This window comes from Paenibacillus sp. PK3_47 (assembly GCF_023520895.1).
Lineage (GTDB): Bacteria > Bacillota > Bacilli > Paenibacillales > Paenibacillaceae > Paenibacillus_AQ.
Genome location: NZ_CP026029.1, coordinates 1,221,347 through 1,245,678, shown reverse-complemented (window position 1 = coordinate 1,245,678; position 24,332 = coordinate 1,221,347). Strand labels below are relative to the sequence as shown.

The following is a 24,332-nucleotide window of genomic DNA, read 5'->3' as shown; positions in this document are numbered from 1 at the left end:
GAGGAGTTAAGCAGGAATGAATATGTTGAACGAGCTGGGCATCCGCCAAGGGCGGGAGAGCACACCCGCTGACAGGCTGCCCAAATATGACAGGGGAATATTCGATTATATTATTATCGGGATGGGCTATCTGCTTATGCCACTAGGTTTGCTGCTTGCCCTGATCCGGTTCCTGACGACCCATTACAAGAATTACCGCAAGCCTTCCAACCACGCGCTGCTGTTCCATGTTTTTGTCGGCGGGTTCGTGGAGATGACCGGATTTATGATGCTGCAGCTCAAAAATGGTGAAATGGATCTCACTGCAGGGTCTCTTATTGGTGTGCTGCTCGTTTATGCTGCCTTTTTTCTGATACCGGCCTCCATATTTGCCAGGAACGCCGCCAAGGCGAGATATCAGTTCAGAAAGCTGGCCAATAAATACATGGAGCTCATTACAGTGTTCGGAGTCAAATACACCGGTGACTTGGCCGACCGTACAGGGCAGAGCCAGAGGGATGTGGACAGAGACCTGCTGTACCTGCAAAAATACGGCGTACTGGCTGCGGGCTCAGCGGTTGCAAATCAAGGTGGGGCAGCTTCTGCCGGACCATATGCCGCTCAAAGTGTTTCTTCCGGATTTAGTGGGGCTGCGGGCGGGCAGGCACAGACGGGAGGGACATCGCAATCGCCGCCGCAAATGCCAAAGTCAGAGCGCTGTCCTGGCTGCGGTGCCCAGAATACTGTTTTCCCGGGACAGCCCAAAAGATGTGATTACTGCGGAACTACGATCTCTTACAGCTAAGATCAACAGAAATGGAGGCAATCGCAGATGAAGAGAATTGAGGAAATTTCTATTAACGACAGAGTCGCGATCTGCTGGGCCTATGTTGAGCGGACACTGGATTATCTCGAAAAAGAATTTACAGACGGGAATTATGATCAGGCCTTTGAGAAATTCCGGGTGATTGTGGGCAAGGGACATCACTGGCTGTCAGGGAATGATGTGGATTGGGATGAGATATACCGCATGTGCAACGATGATGAAGAGGATTACGGGTGCTTTGACTTTATCGCGAATGCCGAAGTGACCGACAGGTACGAAACGCCTTCAATTGTGCTGATCTGGGGCATCTACTACTTCATGTACCAGTGTGCCCGCAGGTCGGGCGAACAATATTTCCCGCAGGATCTCTGGGATGGCGATCTGCCTCAAGAGGAAGAGGTCCAGTTGCTGAACTCCCTGCATAACGACGTGACCCGCTACCTGCCTCCAGAAACCTGTGAGGAGCTCAGATTCATTGAAATGAAATACCGTTCCTGAACCGGGCTAGTGAAAATGTGTTGCTTTTTTTTAGCGGGATCACGTATAATGTCCACTATGAAAACACAAAAGTCTTTGGGGTGAGGACGTTCGTGAAAGAACGCTATTATTTGGTCCGTGAGGACATATTGCCTGATGCGGTGCTGAAGACGATGCAGGTCAAGCAGCTGCTAGAGGCAGGGGATGCCAAGACTGTACATGAGGGTGTAGAGCAGGTTGGGCTGAGCCGCAGTGCTTTTTATAAATATAAAGACGGCATTCACCTGATCCACCAGCTGGAACGGGAGCGGATTGTCACGATCTCCCTTGATCTGGAACATGAATCAGGCATGCTGTCCAAAGTGCTGGGCTGTGTAGCCGTTCATGGCGCCAATGTGCTGACCATCAACCAGAGTATTCCTCTGCAGGGGCGGGCCAATGTCGTCATCTCGGTGGAAATTTCACATTTGAATCAGGAGCTGGGCGATCTGCTGGACGGTCTTAAGGCCATTTCCGGAGTGAAACGGGCTTTAATTATCGGTCAGGGTTAGCCAGGCTAATTGAAGTAAATAGATTGCTCGCGGATGTATAAGGAGGAACCAAATGAAGCCGGTTAAAGTGGGACTGTTGGGACTGGGAACAGTAGGTACGGGCGTAGTCCGTATTTTGGAAGGGAATCAGGAGGATCTGAGCAATCAGGTCGGTTCTCCCATTCTGGTTGAACGCATTGCCGTTAAGAACACCGAGAAGCCGCGTGATATTAATGTGGATAACGCCAAAGTCACCTCAGATCCGTGGGAAGTTATCCGTGATCCTGAAATTGATGTCATTGTCGAGGTTATGGGCGGCATTGCCGGAACGAAGGAATACATTCTTGAAGCGCTTGAGCGCGGCAAACATATTGTCACAGCCAATAAAGATCTGATGGCACTGCATGGCTCGGAGATTCTGGCCAAGGCGCAGGAGAAGCAGTGTGATGTATTTTATGAAGCGAGTGTGGCCGGCGGTATTCCGATTATCCGCACACTGATCGAAGGCTTTTCTTCGGACAAGATCATGAAAATCATGGGCATCGTAAACGGCACAACCAATTACATATTGACTAAAATGAGCCAGGAAGGCGCCTCCTACCACGATGTGCTGAAGGAAGCGCAGGAGCTGGGCTACGCAGAATCCGATCCTACCTCTGATGTAGAGGGGCTGGATGCAGCCCGCAAAATGGCCATTCTCGGAACACTCGGCTTCCGCACCAATGTAGGACTCCGCGATGTCAGCGTGAAGGGCATTTCGGCGGTCAGCAAGGAGGATATCGCGTTTGCCAAACGTCTGGGGTACGAGATGAAGCTGCTTGGCATTGCTGAATGTGATGATGATGCCTTCAATATCAGTGTCCAGCCGACCATGATCCGTGCCAGCCATCCGATTGCGTCCGTTAACGGTGTATTCAATGCCGTGTATGTATACGGTCAAGCAGTGGGAGAGACGATGTTCTACGGCGCGGGAGCAGGCGCTATGCCTACGGCAACCTCGATCGTGGCCGATTTGGTCGCAGTGATCAAGAATCTGAAGCTGGGCGTCAACGGCCTGAAGCAGATTGCCCCTTACAAGCAGAAGAAGCTGAAGAGCGATGAGGATATCTTTTTCAAAAACTTCCTGCTGCTGCATGTGGATGACAAGGCGGGTGTTCTCGCCAAGATTACACAGGTATTTGCCGAGTATGAGGTCAGTCTGGATTCTGTTGTCCAGCAGGCCAACCCGAATAATCCGGATGCGGAGATCATTATTGTGACGCACAATGCCAGCAAGGCGAGTATGAATAAGGTATTGCGGCATCTGGAGGAGCTGAATGTCATTCACCGGATTAAAAGCCATTATCATGTGGTAGGATGACGTGGAGCAGACTCCTGACTACCCGGATACCGCGTAAAAATAATGAAGGAGATTCATCTGCTATGAGTATGTACGGAAGGTCTAGAGTAAAAGTGCCTGCTAGCACCGCCAATCTCGGTCCGGGCTTCGACACACTGGGGATGGCCTTGTCGCTGTACGCCTGGATTGAGATGGAGGAGGCTGAGGATACGGTCTTTCACCTGTATGGTGAGGAGATGAAGGATCTCCCCCGGGACAAAAGCAACCTGCTCTACCGGGTGGCCCAGATGGTATTTGCGGAAGCGGGGGTCACTGTTCCTGAGCTGTCCATTTCGATGTATTCGGAGATTCCGCTGACGCGCGGTCTCGGCAGCAGCGCTTCTGCGATTGTTGGCGCACTGGCAGCGGCAAATGCTATGATAGGTTCACCGCTGGATAATGCCAGACTGTTCGATATGGCAACTGGTCTTGAAAAGCATCCCGACAACGTCGGGGCTTCCCTGTTCGGAGGCGTTATCACCGCTGTCTGGGATGGCGGACATGCCGATTATATCCGGATAGAGCCGCCGCAGGATCTGGAGGTGCTGGTCGTCATTCCGGAATTTGAACTGGAGACGGTCAAGGCACGGGGTGTTCTGCCAGGTGAGATTTCAGTAAGCGATGCGGTGTATAACATCAGCCGGACTTCGCTTCTGACAGCGGCGCTCGCTACGGGAAGACTGGAGCTTATCGGCCGTGCGATGCAGGACCGTCTGCATCAGCCGTACCGGGCTCCGCTTGTGCCGGGAATGGAGAAGCTGCTCGCCGAGGCGACGGATTACGGTGCGCTGGGGATAGCCCTCAGCGGTGCGGGACCTACACTTCTGTGTATGGTGGACCGGAAGGAGAGCCGGAAGCAGGAGCTCGAACAGTTTCTGATCCGGACGATGCAGGAGCAGGGCATTCCGTCGAGAACCTGCTGGCTTGCCCCCTGCACGGCCGGTGTTACGGCAGAGCTGCTTGAAGCTGGCGGGATGCAAAGTCAATCATTTTTGGATATGATAAAAGGAGAAGTACAGTCATGAAATCAATAGCAGTATTGCCGCAGGGCTCGGTATCCCACGAAGCTGTGCTGCACTTGTTCGGTGATGAGCCTGTAAAGCTTGAGCATCACAAGCTGATTTCCGACGTCTTCCTCGCAACAGCAGGCGGTGTCACCAATTACAGCGTGATTCCGATTGAGAATACGATAGAAGGCTCGGTAAGCCTGCATATTGACTGGCTCATTAATGAAGTGAATCTGCCGATGCAGGCGGAGTGGATTTTTCCGTCGATTCAGAATCTTATCGGCAACCCGCAGGAGTTCAAGGATGCAAATGGGAATAAAGATTACAGCGGAATGGTGAAGATCCTATCCCATCCTGTGGCTATGGCGCAATGCCTGCAATTTATCCGTGAGCACGCCCCGTGGGCAGAGCTGGAATCCGTCGGAAGCACCTCGGAAGCTGCGGAGATTGTGAAGAACAATCCCGGCAAAGGCTGGGCAGCGATTGGCACGGCACTGGGCGCAGCCACACACGGGCTGGAGATTATCGACCGCAAAATTACCGATCACCATAACAACTATACGCGTTTTGTCCTGGTCGGCCCGGAGAAGCTAGATCTTCCCCGGAAGAGCGGCGGAGAGAAGACGAGTATTCTTGTGACCCTGCCGGAGGATTTTCCGGGAGCCCTGCATCAGGTGCTGTCCGCATTTGCCTGGCGGCGTCTGAATCTGTCACGTATTGAATCACGTCCCACCAAAAAGAAACTCGGGACTTATTATTTCTATATTGATGTGCTGGAACCGATAGAATCGGTCCTGCTCCCGGCTGCAATTGAAGAGATTCAGGCGCTGGGCTGCCAGGTACGGATTCTGGGCTCGTATCCCACATACACCTATGAGGAAGAGAAAGCGGAGGTGCAGTAAGTTCATGGCTGAGCAATGGATCTATCTGGATGGACAACACGTAACAAAAGAAAATGCAAAGGTATCTGTTTTTGATCACGGATTCCTTTACGGAGACGGTATTTTCGAAGGCATCCGTATTTATAACGGCAATATTTTTAAATGCAAAGAGCATCTGGACAGACTGTATGATTCGGCCAAATCGATCATGCTGGATATCCCGCTGACCTATGATGAAATGCTGGCCGCTATGGCAGAGACCATTCGTCTGAACGATATGCGCAACGGATATATCCGCCTGATTGTATCGCGGGGCCCGGGGAACCTGGGGCTTGATCCGCGCCGCTGCCCGAAAGCCAGTGTAATCATTATTGTAGAGCAGCTGGCCATCTATCCTGAACAGGCTTATCTGAACGGGCTGCGCGCAGTTTCTGTATCCCAGCGCCGCAATATCCCGGATGCACTGAACCCGAAGATCAAATCGCTTAACTATCTCAACAACATTCTCGTCAAAATCCAGTCCAATCTGGCGGAAGCTGACGAAGCGATCATGATGAATGCTCAAGGATATGTTACGGAAGGCTCGGGCGATAACATCTTCATTATCAAAAATGGTGTAGTCTATACGCCGCCTTGCTATCTTGGAGCTCTTGAGGGAATTACCCGCCTTGCCATTATTGAATTGTGTGAGAAGCTGGGGCTTCCGCTTAAGGAAGTGCCTTTCACCATGCATGATGTATATATTGCTGATGAAGTTTTCTTCACCGGTACTGCAGCTGAAGTTATCGCTGCCCGTGAGATTGACGGACGGATTATCGGCGAAGGCCATGCCGGACCGATTACCCTGCAATTGCTAGAGGAATTCCGCAATGTCGTGGATAAAGACGGTTACAAGGTTTGGGAGTAAAGCTGCAAAAATTGAAGTTACAAATCCTTTCATGCTTGTCATGAAAGGATTTTTTTTGTTCCGGTGATGTCAATCGCCCATGGGCTGCATAAGATGTAGTAACGAAGGAGGCGGCTGTACCGGATGACGGGCTTATCCGGGGATAAGTATGCCATTAAATTTTAGGAGGTTCATGCTGCGTGAGAATACACATTGTCAAACAAGGCGATTCACTGTATGCATTATCGCAAAAATATGGAGTGCCGCTGCAAAAAATAGTGGAGGCCAATCCGCAGATCAGCAATCCTGATGCTCTTACGGTCGGGGAGAAGGTCAAAATTCCTGCGGCTCCGGTAGCTGTACCGGATAACAACGAGCTCTATTACAAGCATACTGTAAAACAGGGAGATACGCTCTGGAAACTGTCAAAGGCGTGGGGAATCACACTGAAGGAACTCATTGATGCCAATCCCCAGCTTAAAAATCCGAATGCTCTTTTGACGGGCGAGGTTGTGAATATTCCCAAGAAAACAAGTACGTCTCCTATTCAGCCCCAGTCTATACAAGGAAACATTACTCCGGTTGAAGCGCAAGACCCAGAGGCCAATGAAAACCCTGCACCGGTTCAGCCGCAGGCAGTATCACCGGCAGTAATAGATAAAACCAAAGTAGGCGGAAAAACCTACACCGGACCCAAGGAACAGCCTGTTCCGGAGACGTCGCCGATCGCTGCTCCCGTCCCTGTACCTGTACCCGCCCCTGTTCCGGTGCCCACTCCAGTGCCCGCCCCGGCGCCAGCTCCGGTAAATGCTCCTCTGCCGAACCAGGCTCCTGAAATTATTCCTGTTCCTGTCCAGGAGGTGGTGCATGAGACACAAAGTCTGTTTGTACAAATTACCGTTCCTGCCCAGGAAGCAATAGCTCATGAAATCCCCAAAGAAAAAGAGAAGACTGAAATACAGCCGGTATATCATGAAAGCCATAAAGCACCGTCCTGCGATAAAACAGCCGGTTACCCCGGCCTGCACGAGAATCCGTATTTCTTTGATTCTCAGCCGCCGGTACAGCCATATTATGAGCCGATGCCTGTAATGGGGATTAACTCCGTACCGAATTATGTACAGCCTGCTGTGTATATGCCGGATTGTGTATCTCCTTATGCATATCCGGGCAGCGTCTATCCGGCAGCTGATTTTCCGAATGCCTGGCAGCCAAATGCAGCACCGGAATACGCTAATATGCCTTTACATGGAATAGGGCCGGCCACCGAGTATTCTCCATATGCTGTTCCGCAATATGGAGCGCAGCAGGTAAACCTTCCGTGGCCGGCTTGCGGCTGCGGCGGCGGACAGCAGATCCAGCCATATTCTTATGAACAGGCTGCGTTTAATAACATGCCGCCTTATTATCCGCAGCCTGAAGCTATTTCACCTTATGGAGCGAACATTTCGCCTTTTGGAGCGAACATTTCACCTTATGGAGCGAATATTCCTCATTATGGAGAAAACATCGCGCCTTACGAAGCGAACGTTTTACCCCAACCTAATGCGGCTGCTGCAGCCTCTATTCCTCCGATTCCGGATTACCCGGTATATCCCGGCGCAGAGAACTTTGGGCACCATAACCGGGTACCGGAAATTCTGGAGCCGGAGCTTGTGGCAGAGAATAAGGCGGAAACGGTGAACACAGAAAATGTAGAGAAGACTGTCAAGGGCAAAACGGGAGCGGGAAAAACAGGGGCTCCTAAAGCGAAAGTTTCCGGTCAAGACACGGGTAAGCCTAATAAAACTGGAACCAAACAACGTTCCGGCCAAATCGGGCGGGGCAATGCTGCCTCAAAAAAGCGTAATCCGTGGAGAGCGAATTGAAACATTTTCAATAAAGATTGAGCATGCGGACCTGCATCTATAGTTGCAGGTCCGTATTTTATGATGTGATCGTAGGAAGGAAGACGGGGTATACTATTACCAACGGTGACCTATGTACCGGAAAATAAATGGGAGATTTTTCAGGTTGTCTATATTAAAGATAACATGTTGTTGTCTATATTAAAGATAACATGTTATAGTATAAATCCAGTCGCGAACAGCATGAATTTTTGAGAGTGACTGGTCATGATAATCATAATGTGGTCAACATGAGTTGAAAAATAAATGTTGCAATCAAATGAAAAACATGATATATTATAAAAGTTGCTGGTGACGAGATGATCGCTGCTAACAACGAGCTTGATCTTTGAAAACTGAACAACGAGTGAGTACCTGGAAATCACTTCGGTGAGATCCAAAATGAGAATGCAAATTCTCGTCAGATGTTTCAAAATGAGCTATCGCTCTTTTCAATACTAATTGGAGAGTTTGATCCTGGCTCAGGACGAACGCTGGCGGCGTGCCTAATACATGCAAGTCGAGCGGAGTTATGATGGAGCTTGCTCCAGATTAACTTAGCGGCGGACGGGTGAGTAACACGTAGGCAACCTGCCCCATAGTCTGGGATAACTACCGGAAACGGTAGCTAATACCGGATAATTTCTTTTTTCTCCTGAAGGAAGAATGAAAGACGGAGCAATCTGTCACTACGGGATGGGCCTGCGGCGCATTAGCTAGTTGGTGAGGTAACGGCTCACCAAGGCGACGATGCGTAGCCGACCTGAGAGGGTGAACGGCCACACTGGGACTGAGACACGGCCCAGACTCCTACGGGAGGCAGCAGTAGGGAATCTTCCGCAATGGGCGAAAGCCTGACGGAGCAACGCCGCGTGAGTGATGAAGGTTTTCGGATCGTAAAGCTCTGTTGCCAGGGAAGAACGTCCGGTAGAGTAACTGCTGCCGGAGTGACGGTACCTGAGAAGAAAGCCCCGGCTAACTACGTGCCAGCAGCCGCGGTAATACGTAGGGGGCAAGCGTTGTCCGGAATTATTGGGCGTAAAGCGCGCGCAGGCGGCGATTTAAGTCTGGTGTTTAAACCTTGGGCTCAACCTGGGGTCGCACTGGAAACTGGGTCGCTTGAGTACAGAAGAGGAAAGTGGAATTCCACGTGTAGCGGTGAAATGCGTAGAGATGTGGAGGAACACCAGTGGCGAAGGCGACTTTCTGGGCTGTAACTGACGCTGAGGCGCGAAAGCGTGGGGAGCAAACAGGATTAGATACCCTGGTAGTCCACGCCGTAAACGATGAGTGCTAGGTGTTAGGGGTTTCGATACCCTTGGTGCCGAAGTTAACACAGTAAGCACTCCGCCTGGGGAGTACGGTCGCAAGACTGAAACTCAAAGGAATTGACGGGGACCCGCACAAGCAGTGGAGTATGTGGTTTAATTCGAAGCAACGCGAAGAACCTTACCAGGTCTTGACATCCCTCTGAATCCTCTAGAGATAGAGGCGGCCTTCGGGACAGAGGAGACAGGTGGTGCATGGTTGTCGTCAGCTCGTGTCGTGAGATGTTGGGTTAAGTCCCGCAACGAGCGCAACCCTTGACTTTAGTTGCCAGCAGGTAAGGCTGGGCACTCTAGAGTGACTGCCGGTGACAAACCGGAGGAAGGTGGGGATGACGTCAAATCATCATGCCCCTTATGACCTGGGCTACACACGTACTACAATGGCCGGTACAACGGGAAGCGAAGCCGCGAGGTGGAGCCAATCCCAGCAAAGCCGGTCTCAGTTCGGATTGCAGGCTGCAACTCGCCTGCATGAAGTCGGAATTGCTAGTAATCGCGGATCAGCATGCCGCGGTGAATACGTTCCCGGGTCTTGTACACACCGCCCGTCACACCACGAGAGTTTACAACACCCGAAGTCGGTGGGGTAACCCGCAAGGGAGCCAGCCGCCGAAGGTGGGGTAGATGATTGGGGTGAAGTCGTAACAAGGTAGCCGTATCGGAAGGTGCGGCTGGATCACCTCCTTTCTATGGAGAATCGTCTTCTGCAATGAAGACATTCAAATCTTAAATCTAACCGGTCGGTTAGTTACTCACTCGTTGCTCAGTTTTGAGAGTTTAAGCTCTCAAAGGCATATCTTTTCCAAAACTTGCTTGTAGTCAAGAGGTTTTGAAATATGATATGATCTTCTTCCGGGGTTAAATCCGGAACACTTGATCCTTGAAAACTGGATACCGAAACGAATTTGCGTTTTAGAACATTCCTTTAAGCTGAACTTGTGTAAACAAGTGCAGATTTAATAGCGATGCTGAAAGCGAAGGTTTTCGATTGTGAAGCGACTTTTGGCTTTGAATATTCTAGCGTACGGAGTGATCCGGACGCGCTATTCAAAACAAGATGAGCAAACAAGCGAAACACCGTAGCGTTGGTTAAGCTAATAAGAGCACACGGAGGATGCCTAGGCGCCAGGAGCCGACGAAGGACGTGGCGAACAACGAAACTGCCTCGGGGAGCTGTAAGCAAGCTTTGATCCGGGGGTGTCCGAATGGGGAAACCCGGCTGTGGTAATTCGCAGTCACTCACATCTGAATACATAGGATGTGTTGAGGCAGACCAGGGGAACTGAAACATCTAAGTACCCTGAGGAAGAGAAAACAATAGTGATTCCGTCAGTAGCGGCGAGCGAACGCGGAACAGCCTAAACCAGGGGGCTTGCCTCCTGGGGTTGTGGGACGTCTCACATGGAGTTACAAAAGGTTAGGTTAGGCGAAGAGGTCTGGAAAGGCCCGCGATAGAGGTAAAAGCCCTGTAGCCAAAAGTTTAACCCCTCCGAGACGGATCCCGAGTAGTGCGGGGCACGTGAAACCCCGTATGAATCCAGCAGGACCATCTGCTAAGGCTAAATACTACCTGGCGACCGATAGTGAATCAGTACCGTGAGGGAAAGGTGAAAAGCACCCCGGAAGGGGAGTGAAATAGAACCTGAAACCGTGTGCTTACAAGAAGTCAGAGTCCTCTATATGGATGATGGCGTGCCTTTTGTAGAATGAACCGGCGAGTTACGTTTAACATGCAAGGTTAAGGTGAGAAGCCGGAGCCGCAGCGAAAGCGAGTCTGAATAGGGCGACTGAGTATGTGGACGTAGACCCGAAACCGTGTGATCTACCCCTGTCCAGGGTGAAGGTGCGGTAACACGCACTGGAGGCCCGAACCCACGTACGTTGAAAAGTGCGGGGATGAGGTGGGGGTAGCGGAGAAATTCCAATCGAACTCGGAGATAGCTGGTTCTCCCCGAAATAGCTTTAGGGCTAGCCTCGGTGAATGGAGTGGTGGAGGTAGAGCACTGATTGGGTGCGGGGCCCGCAAGGGTTACCAAGCTCAGTCAAACTCCGAATGCCATTTACTTCTTGCCGGGAGTCAGACAGTGAGTGCTAAGATCCATTGTCAAAAGGGAAACAGCCCAGACCATCAGCTAAGGTCCCCAAGTGTGTGTTAAGTGGGAAAGGATGTGGAGTTGCACAGACAACCAGGATGTTGGCTTAGAAGCAGCCACCATTGAAAGAGTGCGTAATAGCTCACTGGTCGAGTGACTCTGCGCCGAAAATGTAACGGGGCTAAACACACCACCGAAGCTATGGCTTGATGCGTATGCATCAGGGGTAGGGGAGCGTTGTGTATGCGTTGAAGGTGTACCGTAAGGAGCGCTGGAGAGTACACAAGTGAGAATGCCGGTATGAGTAACGAAAAGATCAGTGAGAATCTGATCCGCCGAAAGCCCAAGGTTTCCTGAGGAAGGCTCGTCCGCTCAGGGTAAGTCGGGACCTAAGGCGAGGCCGACAGGCGTAGTCGAAGGACAACAGTTTGAAATTACTGTACCACCGTAATCCGCTATGAGCGATGGGGTGACGCAGGAGGGTAGTGACGCGGACTGATGGATGTCCGTCTAAGCAGTGAGGCTGGTGTGCAGGCAAATCCGCACACCGTAAGGCTGGGCTGTGATGGGGAGCGAAAATTACAGTAGCGAAGGTCATGATCTCACACTGCCAAGAAAAGCCTCTAGCCAGGAGAAGGTGCCCGTACCGCAAACCGACACAGGTAGGCGAGAAGAGAATTCTAAGGCGCGCGGAAGAACTCTCGTTAAGGAACTCGGCAAAATGACCCCGTAACTTCGGGAGAAGGGGTGCCTCGGTAGGGTGAATAGCCCGAGGGGGCCGCAGTGAAAAGGCCCAAGCGACTGTTTAGCAAAAACACAGGTCTGTGCGAAGCCGCAAGGCGAAGTATACGGGCTGACGCCTGCCCGGTGCTGGAAGGTTAAGGGGAGTGGTTAGGAGCAATCCGAAGCTATGAACCGAAGCCCCAGTAAACGGCGGCCGTAACTATAACGGTCCTAAGGTAGCGAAATTCCTTGTCAGGTAAATTCTGACCCGCACGAATGGCGTAACGACTTGGGCGCTGTCTCAACGAGAGATCCGGTGAAATTTTAATACCTGTGAAGATGCAGGTTACCCGCGACAAGACGGAAAGACCCCATGGAGCTTTACTGCAGCTTGATATTGAATTTGGGTACGATCTGTACAGGATAGGTGGGAGCCGTAGAAGCAGGAGCGCAAGCTTCTGTGGAGGCGCCGTTGGGATACCACCCTGATCGTATCTAGGTTCTAACCTGGTACCCTAAACGGGTACAGGGACCGTGTCAGGCGGGCAGTTTGACTGGGGCGGTCGCCTCCTAAAGAGTAACGGAGGCGTTCAAAGGTTCCCTCAGAATGGTTGGAAATCATTCGAAGAGTGCAAAGGCATAAGGGAGCTTGACTGCGAGACCTACAAGTCGAGCAGGGACGAAAGTCGGACTTAGTGATCCGGTGGTACCGCATGGAAGGGCCATCGCTCAACGGATAAAAGCTACCCTGGGGATAACAGGCTTATCTCCCCCAAGAGTCCACATCGACGGGGAGGTTTGGCACCTCGATGTCGGCTCATCGCATCCTGGGGCTGAAGTAGGTCCCAAGGGTTGGGCTGTTCGCCCATTAAAGCGGTACGCGAGCTGGGTTCAGAACGTCGTGAGACAGTTCGGTCCCTATCTGTCGTGGGCGCAGGAAATTTGAGAGGAGCTGTCCTTAGTACGAGAGGACCGGGATGGACGTACCGCTGGTGCACCAGTTGTTCCGCCAGGAGCATGGCTGGGTAGCTACGTACGGACGGGATAAGCGCTGAAAGCATCTAAGCGTGAAGCCCCCCTCAAGATGAGATTTCCCAATTAGTAAGACCCCTTGAAGACGACGAGGTAGATAGGTTGGAGGTGGAAGTGCAGCAATGCATGGAGCTGACCAATACTAATCGGTCGAGGGCTTATCCAAAAGACTAACACACAAATTCGTTTCGGATTCAGTTTTCAGGAATCAAGCTCTGATTCGGAAGGTTCAAGTAACCTGATGAAGAAGGTTTGGTATTCAGCATTTGGCGATGCTGAGACCTGAATTATGCATTTGCACCGCAGATGCCCGTTTGGTGGCGATAGCGGAGGGGTTCCACGCGTACCCATCCCGAACACGACCGTTAAGCCCTCCAGCGCCGATGGTACTTGGACCGAAGGGTCCTGGGAGAGTAGGACGCCGCCAAGCACGAAGCTCACCGTTGATTATATCAGCGGTGAGCTTTTGTTTTTTTAAAATAAATAATTATATTAGGTGAATTGCGCTCCAACCGGCGATTAAGATACTGGATGGCGTCTTATAGTGCATATGTTAATCAAACTAAATGGATTTTCTCCCGCTAATTCTCTACAATAGTACGATATTCAGAAGATAGTGGGAAAAACTCCATTTAAATATGCGATAAATCGCTTGAATAGCAAAAACACGCTGAAATAGAGGGAGGATTTCCAACTAATTGTAAATACTGATGAGAAAAGCCGGAATTAGTAGGAGAAAATCTAACTAAATGGCATAAGGTCTCCTTAACGCTGCGTATAGCTTCAATACGGCCCTAAGTACGTTGAACATGCCACTACTATATACGTTTCACACGCTCAACACGCCGCATGCTCAAGATACACGCTCCATACACACACAACACGCCGCATACTCAAGGTACACGCTCCATACACACACAACACGCCGCATACTCAAGGTGCACGCTCTAAACACGCTTAACACGTCGCATACTCAAGGCAAACGCTCCATACACGCATTCACGCCCTATACACAAGGCACACGCTCCATACACGCTTACCACGTTTCACATACTCTCCCATGCTCCATACACAAACAACACGCTACATACTTAAGGTACACACTCCATACACGCTCAACATCCCACATACTCTCCGCACACGCTCAGCATGCTCCACATGTTTCATATACCTCTGCAAAGTTTATATTTGCTATCATTACGCTTAATATAGTTCCCGCACGTTCCGTACGCGTTTAACACGCTCCATATGCTAAGCGTGTTCCACAATTCCCTCCAAAAAAAAAGCCTGCATACTTTGATTCATATCAGAGAGTCATTTTAATTCTCTTGGCAGGAGCAAAAATTATACTCTTCTCCAGAGAACTCCTTATCTGCTGCTGATATGCTCAAAGGAAGGGAGGAAAGCGGTGAACATTTTGGGCAGGTTAAGACCAGGCTAATTATAGCCTAACGTTACCCCAAAATATAGATAAGGAGCAAAGTGTAAAGGGATATGCGGCGATTAGGACGATTACATAGAAAAGTAAGCAGCAGAACGGCACATCAATAGAAAACATCAAAAAAAGATTACAAAACTATTGCAAGTTTCTAAAATACGTGATATAATATTTTTTGTTGTCATGAACAACGCTTTTGATACGGCCCGTTGGTCAAGGGGTTAAGACACCTCCCTTTCACGGAGGTAACAGGGGTTCGAATCCCCTACGGGTCACCAAATTCATAGTAAGCTTGCTTTTATAAGCGTTATATGATAAGATCATTAAGTTGTTTCTCTCATGGAGGCTTAGCTCAGCTGGGAGAGCATCTGCCTTACAAGCAGAGGGTCGGGGGTTCGATCCCCTCAGCCTCCACCATGAGACTCTTTATAAGAGAATAATGTTTTTTAATGACGCGGGGTGGAGCAGCCCGGTAGCTCGTCGGGCTCATAACCCGAAGGCCGCAGGTTCAAATCCTGCCCCCGCAATTAACCTTTTACTTTGGAACCGTGGTGTAGTTGGCCTAACATGCCTGCCTGTCACGCAGGAGATCGCGGGTTCGAATCCCGTCGGTTCCGCCATTTTTATGGATCCCGGGATAAGAACACAGCAATAAGAGAAGCTAGTAAATACCGTGCGGACGTGGCTCAGCGGTAGAGCATCGCCTTGCCAAGGCGAGGGTCGCGGGTTCGATTCCCGTCGTCCGCTCCATAATATGCGCCCTTAGCTCAGCTGGATAGAGCGTTTGACTACGAATCAAAAGGTCAGGAGTTCGAATCTCTTAGGGCGCGCTAATAAGACAGACTTGAAGTTACTTTCCGAGTAATTTCAAGTCTGTTTTCTTTTGTTCAGTTAGCCGGTCTGGTAGAATAGTAAGAAAACGGATGAGTTCTATGGAAGGAGGGAAGTCATTTGTTTAGGGGCTTAAGGCAGCGGATTCACAATGCCAAACAAATGCAGAATGAGATGCAGAAATTGAAGGAAGAGAATCCGGAGGCGTTTCGCCGCACATTAGAGGAGTACCGGAAGGAACAGGCAGCCGACACTAATGATCTGCCAGCTAAGGCGGGTCCGGTCGTCCGGTTTTTCCGGTGGTTTTTACTTGTGCTGACGGCGTTAATTTTATTCATTATTTTCGTCGGAGCCCCCCGGGCGGAGAATCCTATTTTTACAGTGTTTAGCTTCGCTCTGCTGCTGACCATCATTTATATGATTGCTGGTTTGGCTAATCCCGCCATTATTTTTGTAAGGCGGAAATGGTCCCGGGAATGCGTCCTGTGGCTCTTCATATTTCTAATCATCGTAATTCTTATCCTGATGGCAGTTTCCAGTATGTTGTAGTATAGGCTTACCATTTGCTGGGGTTGAGGCAACTGATAAGCCTTTTATTTTATAACTGACTGTAAGCGTTAACAAAAATGCGTGCGCACAGTACATATCTTCAATCGGGCTTTTTGAATACAACCCACAACAGCAGAATAAGGCATGCTCCAACAGCAACAAGTACGAATGGAAGCCACCACGGGGCGTGATAGCTGGCCGGACTGATCATCCCCATAGACAGTTCACCTCCTTTCCGGTGGAATGCAGCTTACATACCCGTATTATACAGGACCGATACCTGGTAGTTATTCAGGAATTCAATCCATTCTTCCGAAGGCTTCCGGTCAGTCACAATGTAATCGACCTTATCAAAGCTGAACAGCTTGATGAAGGCGATCCGGTCAAATTTGGAATAGTCGACGAGCAGAACAACTTTGCTGGCCTGCTTTTGCATCAGAATCTTAAGCTCGCTTTCCTCTTCGTTGGAATCACTGAGGCCTCCGGTCATGGAAATGCCTTTGCAGCTGAAAAGAGCAACATCCACATTGTACTTCTGAATCGTCTGGGAAGCTGTAGGGCCGACAAAGGAGCTGGTTTCAGGCCCCAGTGTACCGCCTGTGGAAATAAGCTTATGGCCGGAATGCTGGAACTCGGTCAGTACTGCCAGTGAGTTGGTGATAATAGTCAGGTTATGCTTGGATTCCGTAATTTTGCGTAAAGCCTCAAAAGCCGTTGTACTCGTATCCGTCATCAGACTGTCCCTGTCATTAATCAGCTCCAGCACATTGCCGGCGATAACGCCTTTGGCCTCCAGGTTGACCTGGTGTCTGACCGCATAGGAGGGATCTTCATTGGTGTGCGCATTGAGAATGGCACCGCCGTAGTTTTTTTTGGCCAGCCCCTCTTTATCGAGCTTATCCAGATCCCGCCGGATGGTTTCTTCCGATACCTGGAACTTTTGCGCCAGATCGGCTACATGCACCTTTTTATATCTGTAAAGCTCATTAATAATCAAATCCCGCCGTTCGAATGCCTTCATGCCTTACCCACCCTTTATCTATATCTTCTGTTGTTTATAACCCACTTGAATCCCACACTGTTTCTAAATAATATCACATTAATCCACAAAAACATATAATTTTATGTGGTTTGTTGTTGACTTTGTGCAATATCGATTCTATTATTAACATGAATTAAGCTTATCAGCACTAATGCAATGTTTATTTCAATATCAGGCGGCACCGGAAGGTACAGTCTCACTCCACATCATATGACAGCGCTTTAATTCAGAGGTTAACCATTCATTTTGAGGAGGAACAGCAGTGGCAGCAAATTATCCGAAGATTGGTATCCGTCCCACCATTGATGGAAGAAGACGCGGTGTCCGCGAATCACTGGAAGCCCAGACGATGGGTATGGCACAGCGTGTAGCTAAATTTCTAGAGGAAAAGCTATTTTATCCGGATGGTTCTCCGGTAGAGTGCATCATCGCTGATTCTACAATCGGTGGTGTCAAGGAAGCAGCAGCTGCTGCGCAAAAGTTCAAAGGTGAAAATGTAGGTGTGTCGATTACAGTGACCCCGTGCTGGTGTTACGGATCTGAGACGATGGATATGGATGCCACGATTCCTCATGCGGTGTGGGGCTTTAACGGGACAGAACGTCCGGGTGCGGTATATCTGGCAGCAGTACTGTCTGCTTACGCGCAAAAAGGGATTCCGGCTTTCGGGATTTACGGAGAGGATGTTCAGGATTCAGGCAGTGAAGAGATCCCGGCGGATGTACAGTCCAAGCTGCTGCAGTTTGCCAAGTCCGCTATGGCGGTGGCTTTGATGAAAGGCAAATCCTATCTGTCGATGGGTTCTGTGTCGATGGGGATTGCCGGCTCGATTGTGAATGAACAGTTCTTCCAGGATTACCTTGGCATGCGCAATGAGTATATCGATATGTCTGAATACGTGCGCCGGTTTGAGGAAGAAATTTATGATAAAGAGGAATTTGCGAAGGCGCTCTCGTGGGTGAAGGAGAACTGCAAGATCGGAGCAGATAATAACCCGCAGCATCTGCAGATCAGCGACGAGGAGAAGGAACAGCAATGGGAGACCTGTGTAAAAATGACGCTCATTGCGCGTGATCTCATGATCGGCAATCCGAAGCTGGCGGAGCTGGGTTTTGAGGAAGAAGCGAACGGACATAATGCGCTTGTCAGCGGCTTCCAGGGCCAGCGGCAGTGGACGGATCATTTTCCGAACGGGGATTTCATGGAGACCATTCTGAACTCCTCTTTCGACTGGAACGGCAGACGGGCCCCATATATCGTAGCAACCGAAAATGACAGCCTGAACGGTGTAACGATGCTGTTCAATTACCTGCTTACAAATACTGCTCAGATCTTCGCGGATGTCCGGACCTACTGGAGCCCTGCTGCTGTTGAGCGTGTAACCGGCTATAAGCTGGAAGGGGAAGCGGCGGGCGGGCTGCTGCATCTGATTAACTCAGGTTCTGCGGCGCTGGACGGCACCGGAGAGCAGAAGATAGACGGCAAGCCGGCGATTAAGCCTTTCTGGGAGATTACGGACGAAGAAGCGAAGGAGTGTGTGGCACAGACCCAGTTCCGTCCTGCTTCGCAGGAATATTTCCGCGGGGGCGGCTTCTCGACCGATTACTTAACCAAAGGCGGAATGCCTGTAACGATGGCCCGGCTCAATCTGGTAAAGGGGCTTGGTCCTGTCCTGCAGCTGGTGGAAGGATTCACGGTAGACCTGCCAGAAGCTGTTCACAAGACGCTGGATGAGCGGACCGATCCGACCTGGCCAACCACCTGGTTTGCGCCCAAACTGACAGATGAGGGATCTTTTAAAAGCGTATACGATGTCATGAACAACTGGGGTGCCAACCACGGGGCGATCAGCTACGGGCATATCGGTGCCGATCTGATCACGCTGGCCTCGATCCTGCGGATTCCGGTCAGTATGCATAATGTGGAGGAATCACGCATTTTCAGACCGCGGGTATGGTCATTGTTCGGCACAGCAGATCTGGAGAGTGCAGACTACAGAGCCTGCCAAAACTTCGGGCCGCTGTATTAAAACCTCAAAGTAAGCAGGTGCGACAATCTATGGGGAAATCCATAAAGCTATTGGCGATGGATCTGGGAGCCAGCTCCGGCAGAGTGATGCTCGGCAGCTACGATGGTGAACATATCGCCGTGGAAGAAATTCACCGCTTCCCGAACCAGCCGGTACAGCTGCAGGGACATTTATATTGGGATGTTCTGAGGCTGTTCCACGAAATGAAGCAGGGAATACGGAAAGCTGTTAAGCTGCAGGGTTCAATTACGTCACTCAGCGTGGATACATGGGGCGTGGATTACGGCTTCATCGACCGGGGCGGCCAGCTGCTGTATTCTCCGCATCATTACAGGGACCAGAGAACGGAGGCCAGCGCAGCAGCCCTTGAAGCGCTGCTTCCCAAGGAAGAGCAGTTTCGCCTTACAGGCAATCAATCAGCCAGGATTAATTCGGTGTACCAGCTGTATGCCGATCTTCAGGCCAGTCCATGGATCAGGGAGACTGCGGACAAAATGCTGATGATGCCTGATTTGTTCCATTACCTGTTCTCCGGGGCGGCTTACGCAGAGCAGACAATCTGGAGTACGGGGGGGCTGCTCACCGCAGACTCGGCACAGCCTTCTGTGGAGGTGCTGAACAGGCTTGGACTTCCGGCTGAACTGATTCCAGCGCTCGTCCCGGCAGGAACAGTTATTGGTACACTGCTGCCTGCTCTGCAGGAGGAGCTGGGAACCGGTCCGCTTAAGGTCATTGCAGGAGCTTCGCATGATACGGCTTCAGCGGTTGCTTCGATTCCTTATAGATCCGGGCAGGATGCCGCTTTTATCAGCTGCGGAACCTGGTCTCTGGTCGGGATGGAAAGTGAACAGCCGGTAATTACGGATCAGGCCCGTGCGTTCGGCTTTACCAATGAAGCCTGCTTCGGCGGCACCAGCCGTCTGCTGAAGAATACCACCGGACTGTGGATTCTGCAGGAAAGTCAAAGGGGCTGGGCGGAAGCGGGAGAACCGGTCTCCCATCAGGAGGCCGTGGAGCTTGCCCGCAGCAGTATTAGGAGCGGGTATGCAGTCCCGATTATCGATCCTAACGATGATTTGTTCAGTACACCTGGTGACATGCCGGGACGGATAGCAGCGTATTGTGCCCGGACTAGGCAGCCGGTGCCGCAGAGTAAGGCAGAGATCATTCTGACCATCCTCAGCAGCCTGGCCGCCTCTTACGCCAAGACGCTCAGGGAGCTGGAGCAGCTGACCGGCAGGAACATCCGCATTATCCATATGGTTGGCGGAGGGATTCAGAATGAACTTCTGTGCCAGCTTACGGCAGATGCTGCAGGCACGGAAGTTGCCGCAGGGCCTGTAGAGGCAAGTGCCATCGGCAATATTGCTGTCCAATTGGCGGCGTTGGGTGAAGTAGAGGTCCCGGGGATCAGAGAGCTTGTCGCGCATTCTTATGCTTTTACCCGTTATTATCCGGCCTCATAAAACATTTTTCAGGATAGGAGAAATTCCATGAATAACTATGAACAGGAGCTGCGCCTGCAGATCTGCGATATCGGCCGAAATCTGTTTAACAAGGATTTTATTGCCGCTAATGACGGTAATATCTCGGCACGCTTGTCGGAGACAGAAATTCTGGCCTCACCGACCGGTGTCAGCAAAGGCTATCTGAAGCCGCATATGCTCGTAAAGGTTAATCTGCAGGGCGAAATCATTGAAGCAGCCGAAGGGTACCGGCCTTCAACCGAAGTAAAGATGCACCTCAGAATTTATAATGAGCTGCCGGAAATGAACGGTGTGGTGCATGCCCATCCCCCGTATGCGACTGCTTTTGCAATCAAGGGTGAGCCGCTGGACAAAATGATGATGCCCGAATCGGTTATTGCCATGGGAGATATTCCGCTGGCAGCGTACGGCACACCTTCTACAGAAGAAATTCCGGATTCGCTGATACCGTTTCTGGGCAAAAAAACAGCCGTCCTGCTGGAAAGCCATGGTGCGCTGACCTGGGGCAAGGATGTTATGAGTGCCTATATGAACATGGAAAGGCTCGAGTATACGGCCAAGCTGACGTTTATTACCCGGATGATTAACGGCGAGCGGGAATTGCCCCAGAACCGGATTGATGAGCTTGTTGCGTTAAGATCATTTTATGGAATGTAGTCCTGCGCCGGGAGGAATAACATGCTGAAGAAGATACCCAAGCTGCTGTCGCCCGAGCTGGTCCGTGTATTGATGGAGATGGGCCACGGGGATGAGCTTGTGCTGGCGGATGCCAATTTTCCAGGTCATGCCCTGCATACACGGGTGATCCGATATGATGGAGTAGGCATTCCTGCGCTGCTTGACGCCATTTTGGAGCTGCTCCCCTTGGATCATTATGCACCGCATCAGGCGGCATTCATGGCGGTGGTGGATGGTGATCCTACGGTGCCGGAGATCTGGTCGACGTATGAAGATATTCTGGCGAAGCATGACGGGGAGGCTGCTGTCGAGCACGAGGAGCGCTTTGCTTTTTATAACCGTTCCAAGGAGAGTTATGCCATTGTCGTTACAGGGGAAGAGGCTTTGTACGGCAATGTGATTATCAAGAAGGGTGTCGTCAAACCGGGGGACCGCTAAAGAATTGGAGAGCGGGTACGGTTATGGGAGACAGGTGTGTATAGTGTGAAAAGAGAGAGGCTTCAGCAGATGGTGCTGCCGGGCCTCTTTTTTGTGCGGACAGTCATCTCTGGACTTATGAACAGTTTGGAAAATATGCTTTGTCTAAAAAAGTTTGCACAGCTGTAAAGGAGATTTAGCTATGAAGCAACAACCGTCTAAGGTTTTTGGACCGGAATAGAGCAATTAGGCATAGCTCCACAGGAAACAGCCCGGCGGGCTGGATGTGAGAATGGAGCCGACGATTTATTGATATGCAGTTGGATTTCCTCCACCTAATTTTATCCTTTTGCATCATTTCCGATGATTAGTGGGAAATACTCCCGTTATTTCGGCGATTACATGCCTTTGGGGGCAAAACCTGCACAATTAAATGGAGTTTTTCCCGTTAGTAGAGTAATCCCGGTATTTTTCAGAGAATTAGATGGAGAAATTCCGCTTAGCTTCCTCTGAGCGTGCTCCCGGCGGATGGCGTTCTACCATAAAACGCTTTATTGAAGTCTTGAGCAAACTGCATTGGATAGGAGTGGAGAATAAATACAGCGGCAGCTCCGGATTAGTAAAAAGTCCGTCCGGGGCTGCCGCTGCATTTTGTGCGTAGACAAAGTCTGCCGCCGTTACAATGAATGCTGTGCTGATGCTGATTCTGATTCTGATTCTGATGCTGGCGCTGGCTACACCAGCTCAATCACCGCCATCTGGTGGTTCTCCAGATAAGGAACAGTGTAAGTAACTTCGCCATCCTGTCCCGCCGTATAGGGCAGCTCCGTCATAGCCGGAGCGAGATAGACCCGCCGGATGGCTGCACGGGTTGGAAGCCGCAGGCTGACGGAAATGTCACGCAGCGGCACGATATCCTCGATGACTTCAATGCGGCCCTTCAGCGCGGGAGCGGCATAGAGCAGATGGTTCACATAACGCCGCTCTTCCTGCTGGTACTGCAGGGTTGTAATTCCCCGTGCAGGCAGATTGATACTCAGAACTGGCTGCGGCAGAAGCCGGGACAGCGCATGGAGTACCATCTCCTTCAGAATAAGATGGCCGCCGTCCGCGTAGTCACTGAACACGTTCCAGGCAATATAAATACCGTCTTCGCTCTCGATCATGCCCGGGCCGTTGTCTTCCCTGGTCCCTGGCGTGTGCTGATGCGAACAGAATGTGAAGACATCACGGTTGAAATACGGGTTCTCCAGGTGGCCGAGGGACTGCCCGCCGTCCAGCTCCACCAGCTGGCCCTCGCCGTACATGACAAAGGAAGCGGGCAGCAGGGCACCGGGCGTGAAATGCGGACGGAAATAAGACGGCTTATACGGATTTGCCCCCTGCCAGCTGATGCCGAGATTCAGGGCAAAGGCATCTCCTGCCGGATTCAGACCTGAACGACCTGTAGCCAGTACTTTGCCGCCTCCTGCAGTAAATGCTGTAATAGCATCAGCCAGCTCCGGCCATACCGGAACCTCATCGGGCAGAATCAGCACCTTGTACGCGTTAAAGTCCGTCATCGTATCAACAATGTCGTAGAGGTAGTGTCCTTCCGTCAGGATACGTACAGCACCGGGATCCGCCAAATTGCGCTCTCCCTTAAGCGCCTGCCCGCCGGGACAGGCCTCCAGCGCCGCTTCCAAAGACAGGACAGCGATATCCGCTACGGACTTCGCGCCTTCGCACCACTGTTCCTTCGCCTCCACCTCGGCATAGGCGGCGCCGATCAGCGAATAGGTCGCTTCATCCATCAGGCCGGAAGGATGAAGCTGGTCGCCGATGGAGCATTTGGCACCGTGGGCCAGGCTGAGGGCAGCTTCATAGCGCAGCGCATTCGGGTGCTTATAGCCGCCGAATTCACCCCAGGAGGTATGGAATTTGCCGGTCATGCCGAGAAATTCAAGCCCCAGCGTCTGGGCATACCTTGCAGACAATGGAAAGTGATCGTATCCCCAGCCTCCGGTCGGCAGAGATTCCAGCTCAAGATGGGTGTTCACAAGGACCAGATCCCGCCGCCCCCGCTGCTGATGGCCGTTATTGTGATAGACCGGAAGGCCGGGTTTTACGCTGTCTATCGTTTCCCTTACACGGCGCGCATAATTCAGATAAGTCTCTTCTCCCAGAGCAATGACAGCTGCTTCGTCACGCGGATCCTTGCCGGCAGCACGCAGCTTGGCTACACAGTACTGGCAGCGGCATTTCCGGACACCGACGATATCGAGGAAGATACCGTCCGCGTCATACCTGGAGACCACCTCAAGAATTTGCGCCAGTATAATATCAAGATAAGGCGTGCCCAGGCAGAACTCATGGTAACCCGGTGTCATAAAATCCTTCACCCAGCGGGTCCGGTCCTCCGCATCACGGATCAGCCACTCGGGATGGCGGCGGGCCAGCTTTTCATCAAGGCCCGCAGACAAATATACCGGTGTCTTGACACCGATTTCATGAGCCGCATCAATCATTGCCTCCAGCAGGTCAAAGGAGAGGTGCGGATGGGTCTCATTGGCCTCACTGGGATGATAAGCCCAACCATGATGGCATTTGGAGAACACAGTGATTGAATCTACATGACCGGTGCGCAGCATGGACTGAAACTGGGATTTGGAGAATTCAGTCCCTATACCGGGTATGGCTTCAGAAGTATGAAAGTCGAGATGGACCTGACGAAAACGCATGGATATACAGCCCCTTATGTGGTAGGATGAAAAGCTTATTCCTTGTCAATGTAACCCTTTTCAGCCGGAGAGGCCAGTGATAATATAGACATTAAATAGCACAAAACCGACTTAA

At 51.1% G+C, this 24,332-nt stretch carries 15 protein-coding genes, 6 tRNA genes and 3 rRNA genes; 22 read left to right on the top strand and 2 right to left on the bottom strand.

Going from position 1 to position 24,332, the window contains the following annotated elements; all coding sequences use genetic code 11:
- Positions 1 to 16 precede the first annotated feature (16 nt).
- From C2I18_RS05665 to C2I18_RS05580, 18 genes are all read left to right on the top strand, one after another.
- Entirely contained in the window at positions 17 to 784 is a 768-nt protein-coding gene (locus tag C2I18_RS05665) for a hypothetical protein (protein WP_249900295.1), read from the top strand.
- 27 nt (positions 785 to 811) lie between these two features.
- On the top strand, positions 812 to 1,303 hold the full coding sequence (locus tag C2I18_RS05660) for an Imm6 family immunity protein (protein ID WP_249900294.1): 492 nt from the start codon (positions 812 to 814) through the stop codon (positions 1,301 to 1,303).
- 92 nt (positions 1,304 to 1,395) lie between these two features.
- Complete coding sequence (locus C2I18_RS05655; RefSeq protein ID WP_249900293.1) at positions 1,396 to 1,833, top strand: ACT domain-containing protein; 438 nt, start codon at positions 1,396 to 1,398, stop codon at positions 1,831 to 1,833.
- Positions 1,834 to 1,885: 52 nt separating this feature from the next.
- Positions 1,886 to 3,172 (top strand): homoserine dehydrogenase, encoded by a 1,287-nt coding sequence (locus C2I18_RS05650; protein WP_249900292.1) that lies wholly within the window; start codon positions 1,886 to 1,888, stop codon positions 3,170 to 3,172.
- A gap of 62 nt (positions 3,173 to 3,234) precedes the next feature.
- Positions 3,235 to 4,215, top strand: a complete 981-nt coding sequence (gene thrB / locus C2I18_RS05645; RefSeq protein WP_249900291.1) for a homoserine kinase — start codon at positions 3,235 to 3,237, stop codon at positions 4,213 to 4,215.
- Positions 4,212 to 5,099, top strand: coding sequence for a prephenate dehydratase (gene pheA, locus C2I18_RS05640; RefSeq protein ID WP_249900290.1), 888 nt, complete (start codon positions 4,212 to 4,214; stop codon positions 5,097 to 5,099). Before thrB ends, pheA begins: the two co-directional genes overlap by 4 nt.
- A 4-nt stretch (positions 5,100 to 5,103) precedes the next feature.
- Entirely contained in the window at positions 5,104 to 5,985 is an 882-nt protein-coding gene (ilvE, locus tag C2I18_RS05635; protein ID WP_249900289.1) for a branched-chain-amino-acid transaminase, read from the top strand.
- A gap of 179 nt (positions 5,986 to 6,164) precedes the next feature.
- A complete protein-coding gene (locus tag C2I18_RS05630) occupies positions 6,165 to 7,832 on the top strand; it encodes a LysM peptidoglycan-binding domain-containing protein (protein ID WP_249900288.1) in 1,668 nt (555 codons plus the stop codon).
- A 477-nt stretch (positions 7,833 to 8,309) separates the two neighbouring features.
- A 16S ribosomal RNA gene (locus C2I18_RS05625) occupies positions 8,310 to 9,865 on the top strand.
- Positions 9,866 to 10,265: 400 nt separating this feature from the next.
- Positions 10,266 to 13,192 (top strand): 23S ribosomal RNA (locus C2I18_RS05620).
- Between the two features lie 147 nt (positions 13,193 to 13,339).
- Positions 13,340 to 13,456, top strand: a 5S ribosomal RNA gene (rrf, locus tag C2I18_RS05615).
- The 16S, 23S and 5S rRNA genes sit together here, the layout of an rRNA operon.
- A gap of 1,211 nt (positions 13,457 to 14,667) precedes the next feature.
- A tRNA-Glu gene (locus C2I18_RS05610) sits at positions 14,668 to 14,742 on the top strand.
- 63 nt (positions 14,743 to 14,805) lie between these two features.
- Positions 14,806 to 14,881 (top strand) — tRNA-Val (locus C2I18_RS05605).
- Positions 14,882 to 14,917: 36 nt separating this feature from the next.
- Positions 14,918 to 14,991, top strand: a tRNA-Met gene (locus tag C2I18_RS05600).
- Positions 14,992 to 15,006: 15 nt separating this feature from the next.
- Positions 15,007 to 15,084 (top strand) — tRNA-Asp (locus C2I18_RS05595).
- A gap of 55 nt (positions 15,085 to 15,139) precedes the next feature.
- Positions 15,140 to 15,214: transfer RNA gene (locus tag C2I18_RS05590), tRNA-Gly, on the top strand.
- A 6-nt stretch (positions 15,215 to 15,220) separates the two neighbouring features.
- Positions 15,221 to 15,294: transfer RNA gene (locus tag C2I18_RS05585), tRNA-Arg, on the top strand.
- 184 nt (positions 15,295 to 15,478) lie between these two features.
- Positions 15,479 to 15,844, top strand: a complete 366-nt coding sequence (locus C2I18_RS05580) for a hypothetical protein (RefSeq protein ID WP_249900287.1) — start codon at positions 15,479 to 15,481, stop codon at positions 15,842 to 15,844.
- Between the two features lie 250 nt (positions 15,845 to 16,094).
- Here the strand turns inward: C2I18_RS05580 and C2I18_RS05575 are convergent, their stop codons facing one another.
- Positions 16,095 to 16,865 (bottom strand): DeoR/GlpR family DNA-binding transcription regulator, encoded by a 771-nt coding sequence (locus C2I18_RS05575; protein WP_249900286.1) that lies wholly within the window; start codon positions 16,863 to 16,865, stop codon positions 16,095 to 16,097.
- 283 nt (positions 16,866 to 17,148) lie between these two features.
- On the opposite strand from C2I18_RS05575, the gene C2I18_RS05570 reads away from it, so the two are divergent.
- The 4 genes from C2I18_RS05570 to fucU are packed head-to-tail and all read left to right on the top strand — an operon-like array spanning position 17,149 to position 21,518.
- Positions 17,149 to 18,915 carry an L-fucose isomerase gene (locus C2I18_RS05570; protein ID WP_249900285.1) on the top strand — a complete coding sequence of 589 codons (1,767 nt, stop codon included), beginning with the start codon at positions 17,149 to 17,151 and terminating at the stop codon, positions 18,913 to 18,915.
- A gap of 29 nt (positions 18,916 to 18,944) precedes the next feature.
- Positions 18,945 to 20,381 carry a rhamnulokinase gene (locus C2I18_RS05565; protein WP_249900284.1) on the top strand — a complete coding sequence of 479 codons (1,437 nt, stop codon included), beginning with the start codon at positions 18,945 to 18,947 and terminating at the stop codon, positions 20,379 to 20,381.
- 27 nt (positions 20,382 to 20,408) lie between these two features.
- A complete protein-coding gene (locus tag C2I18_RS05560; RefSeq protein ID WP_249900283.1) occupies positions 20,409 to 21,059 on the top strand; it encodes a class II aldolase/adducin family protein in 651 nt (216 codons plus the stop codon).
- A 21-nt stretch (positions 21,060 to 21,080) separates the two neighbouring features.
- Positions 21,081 to 21,518, top strand: a complete 438-nt coding sequence (fucU, locus tag C2I18_RS05555; RefSeq protein WP_249900282.1) for an L-fucose mutarotase — start codon at positions 21,081 to 21,083, stop codon at positions 21,516 to 21,518.
- Between the two features lie 713 nt (positions 21,519 to 22,231).
- Here fucU and C2I18_RS05550 read toward each other — a convergent pair.
- Positions 22,232 to 24,217, bottom strand: coding sequence for an alpha-amylase family protein (locus C2I18_RS05550; RefSeq protein WP_249900281.1), 1,986 nt, complete (start codon positions 24,215 to 24,217; stop codon positions 22,232 to 22,234).
- Positions 24,218 to 24,332: the final 115 nt, after the last annotated feature.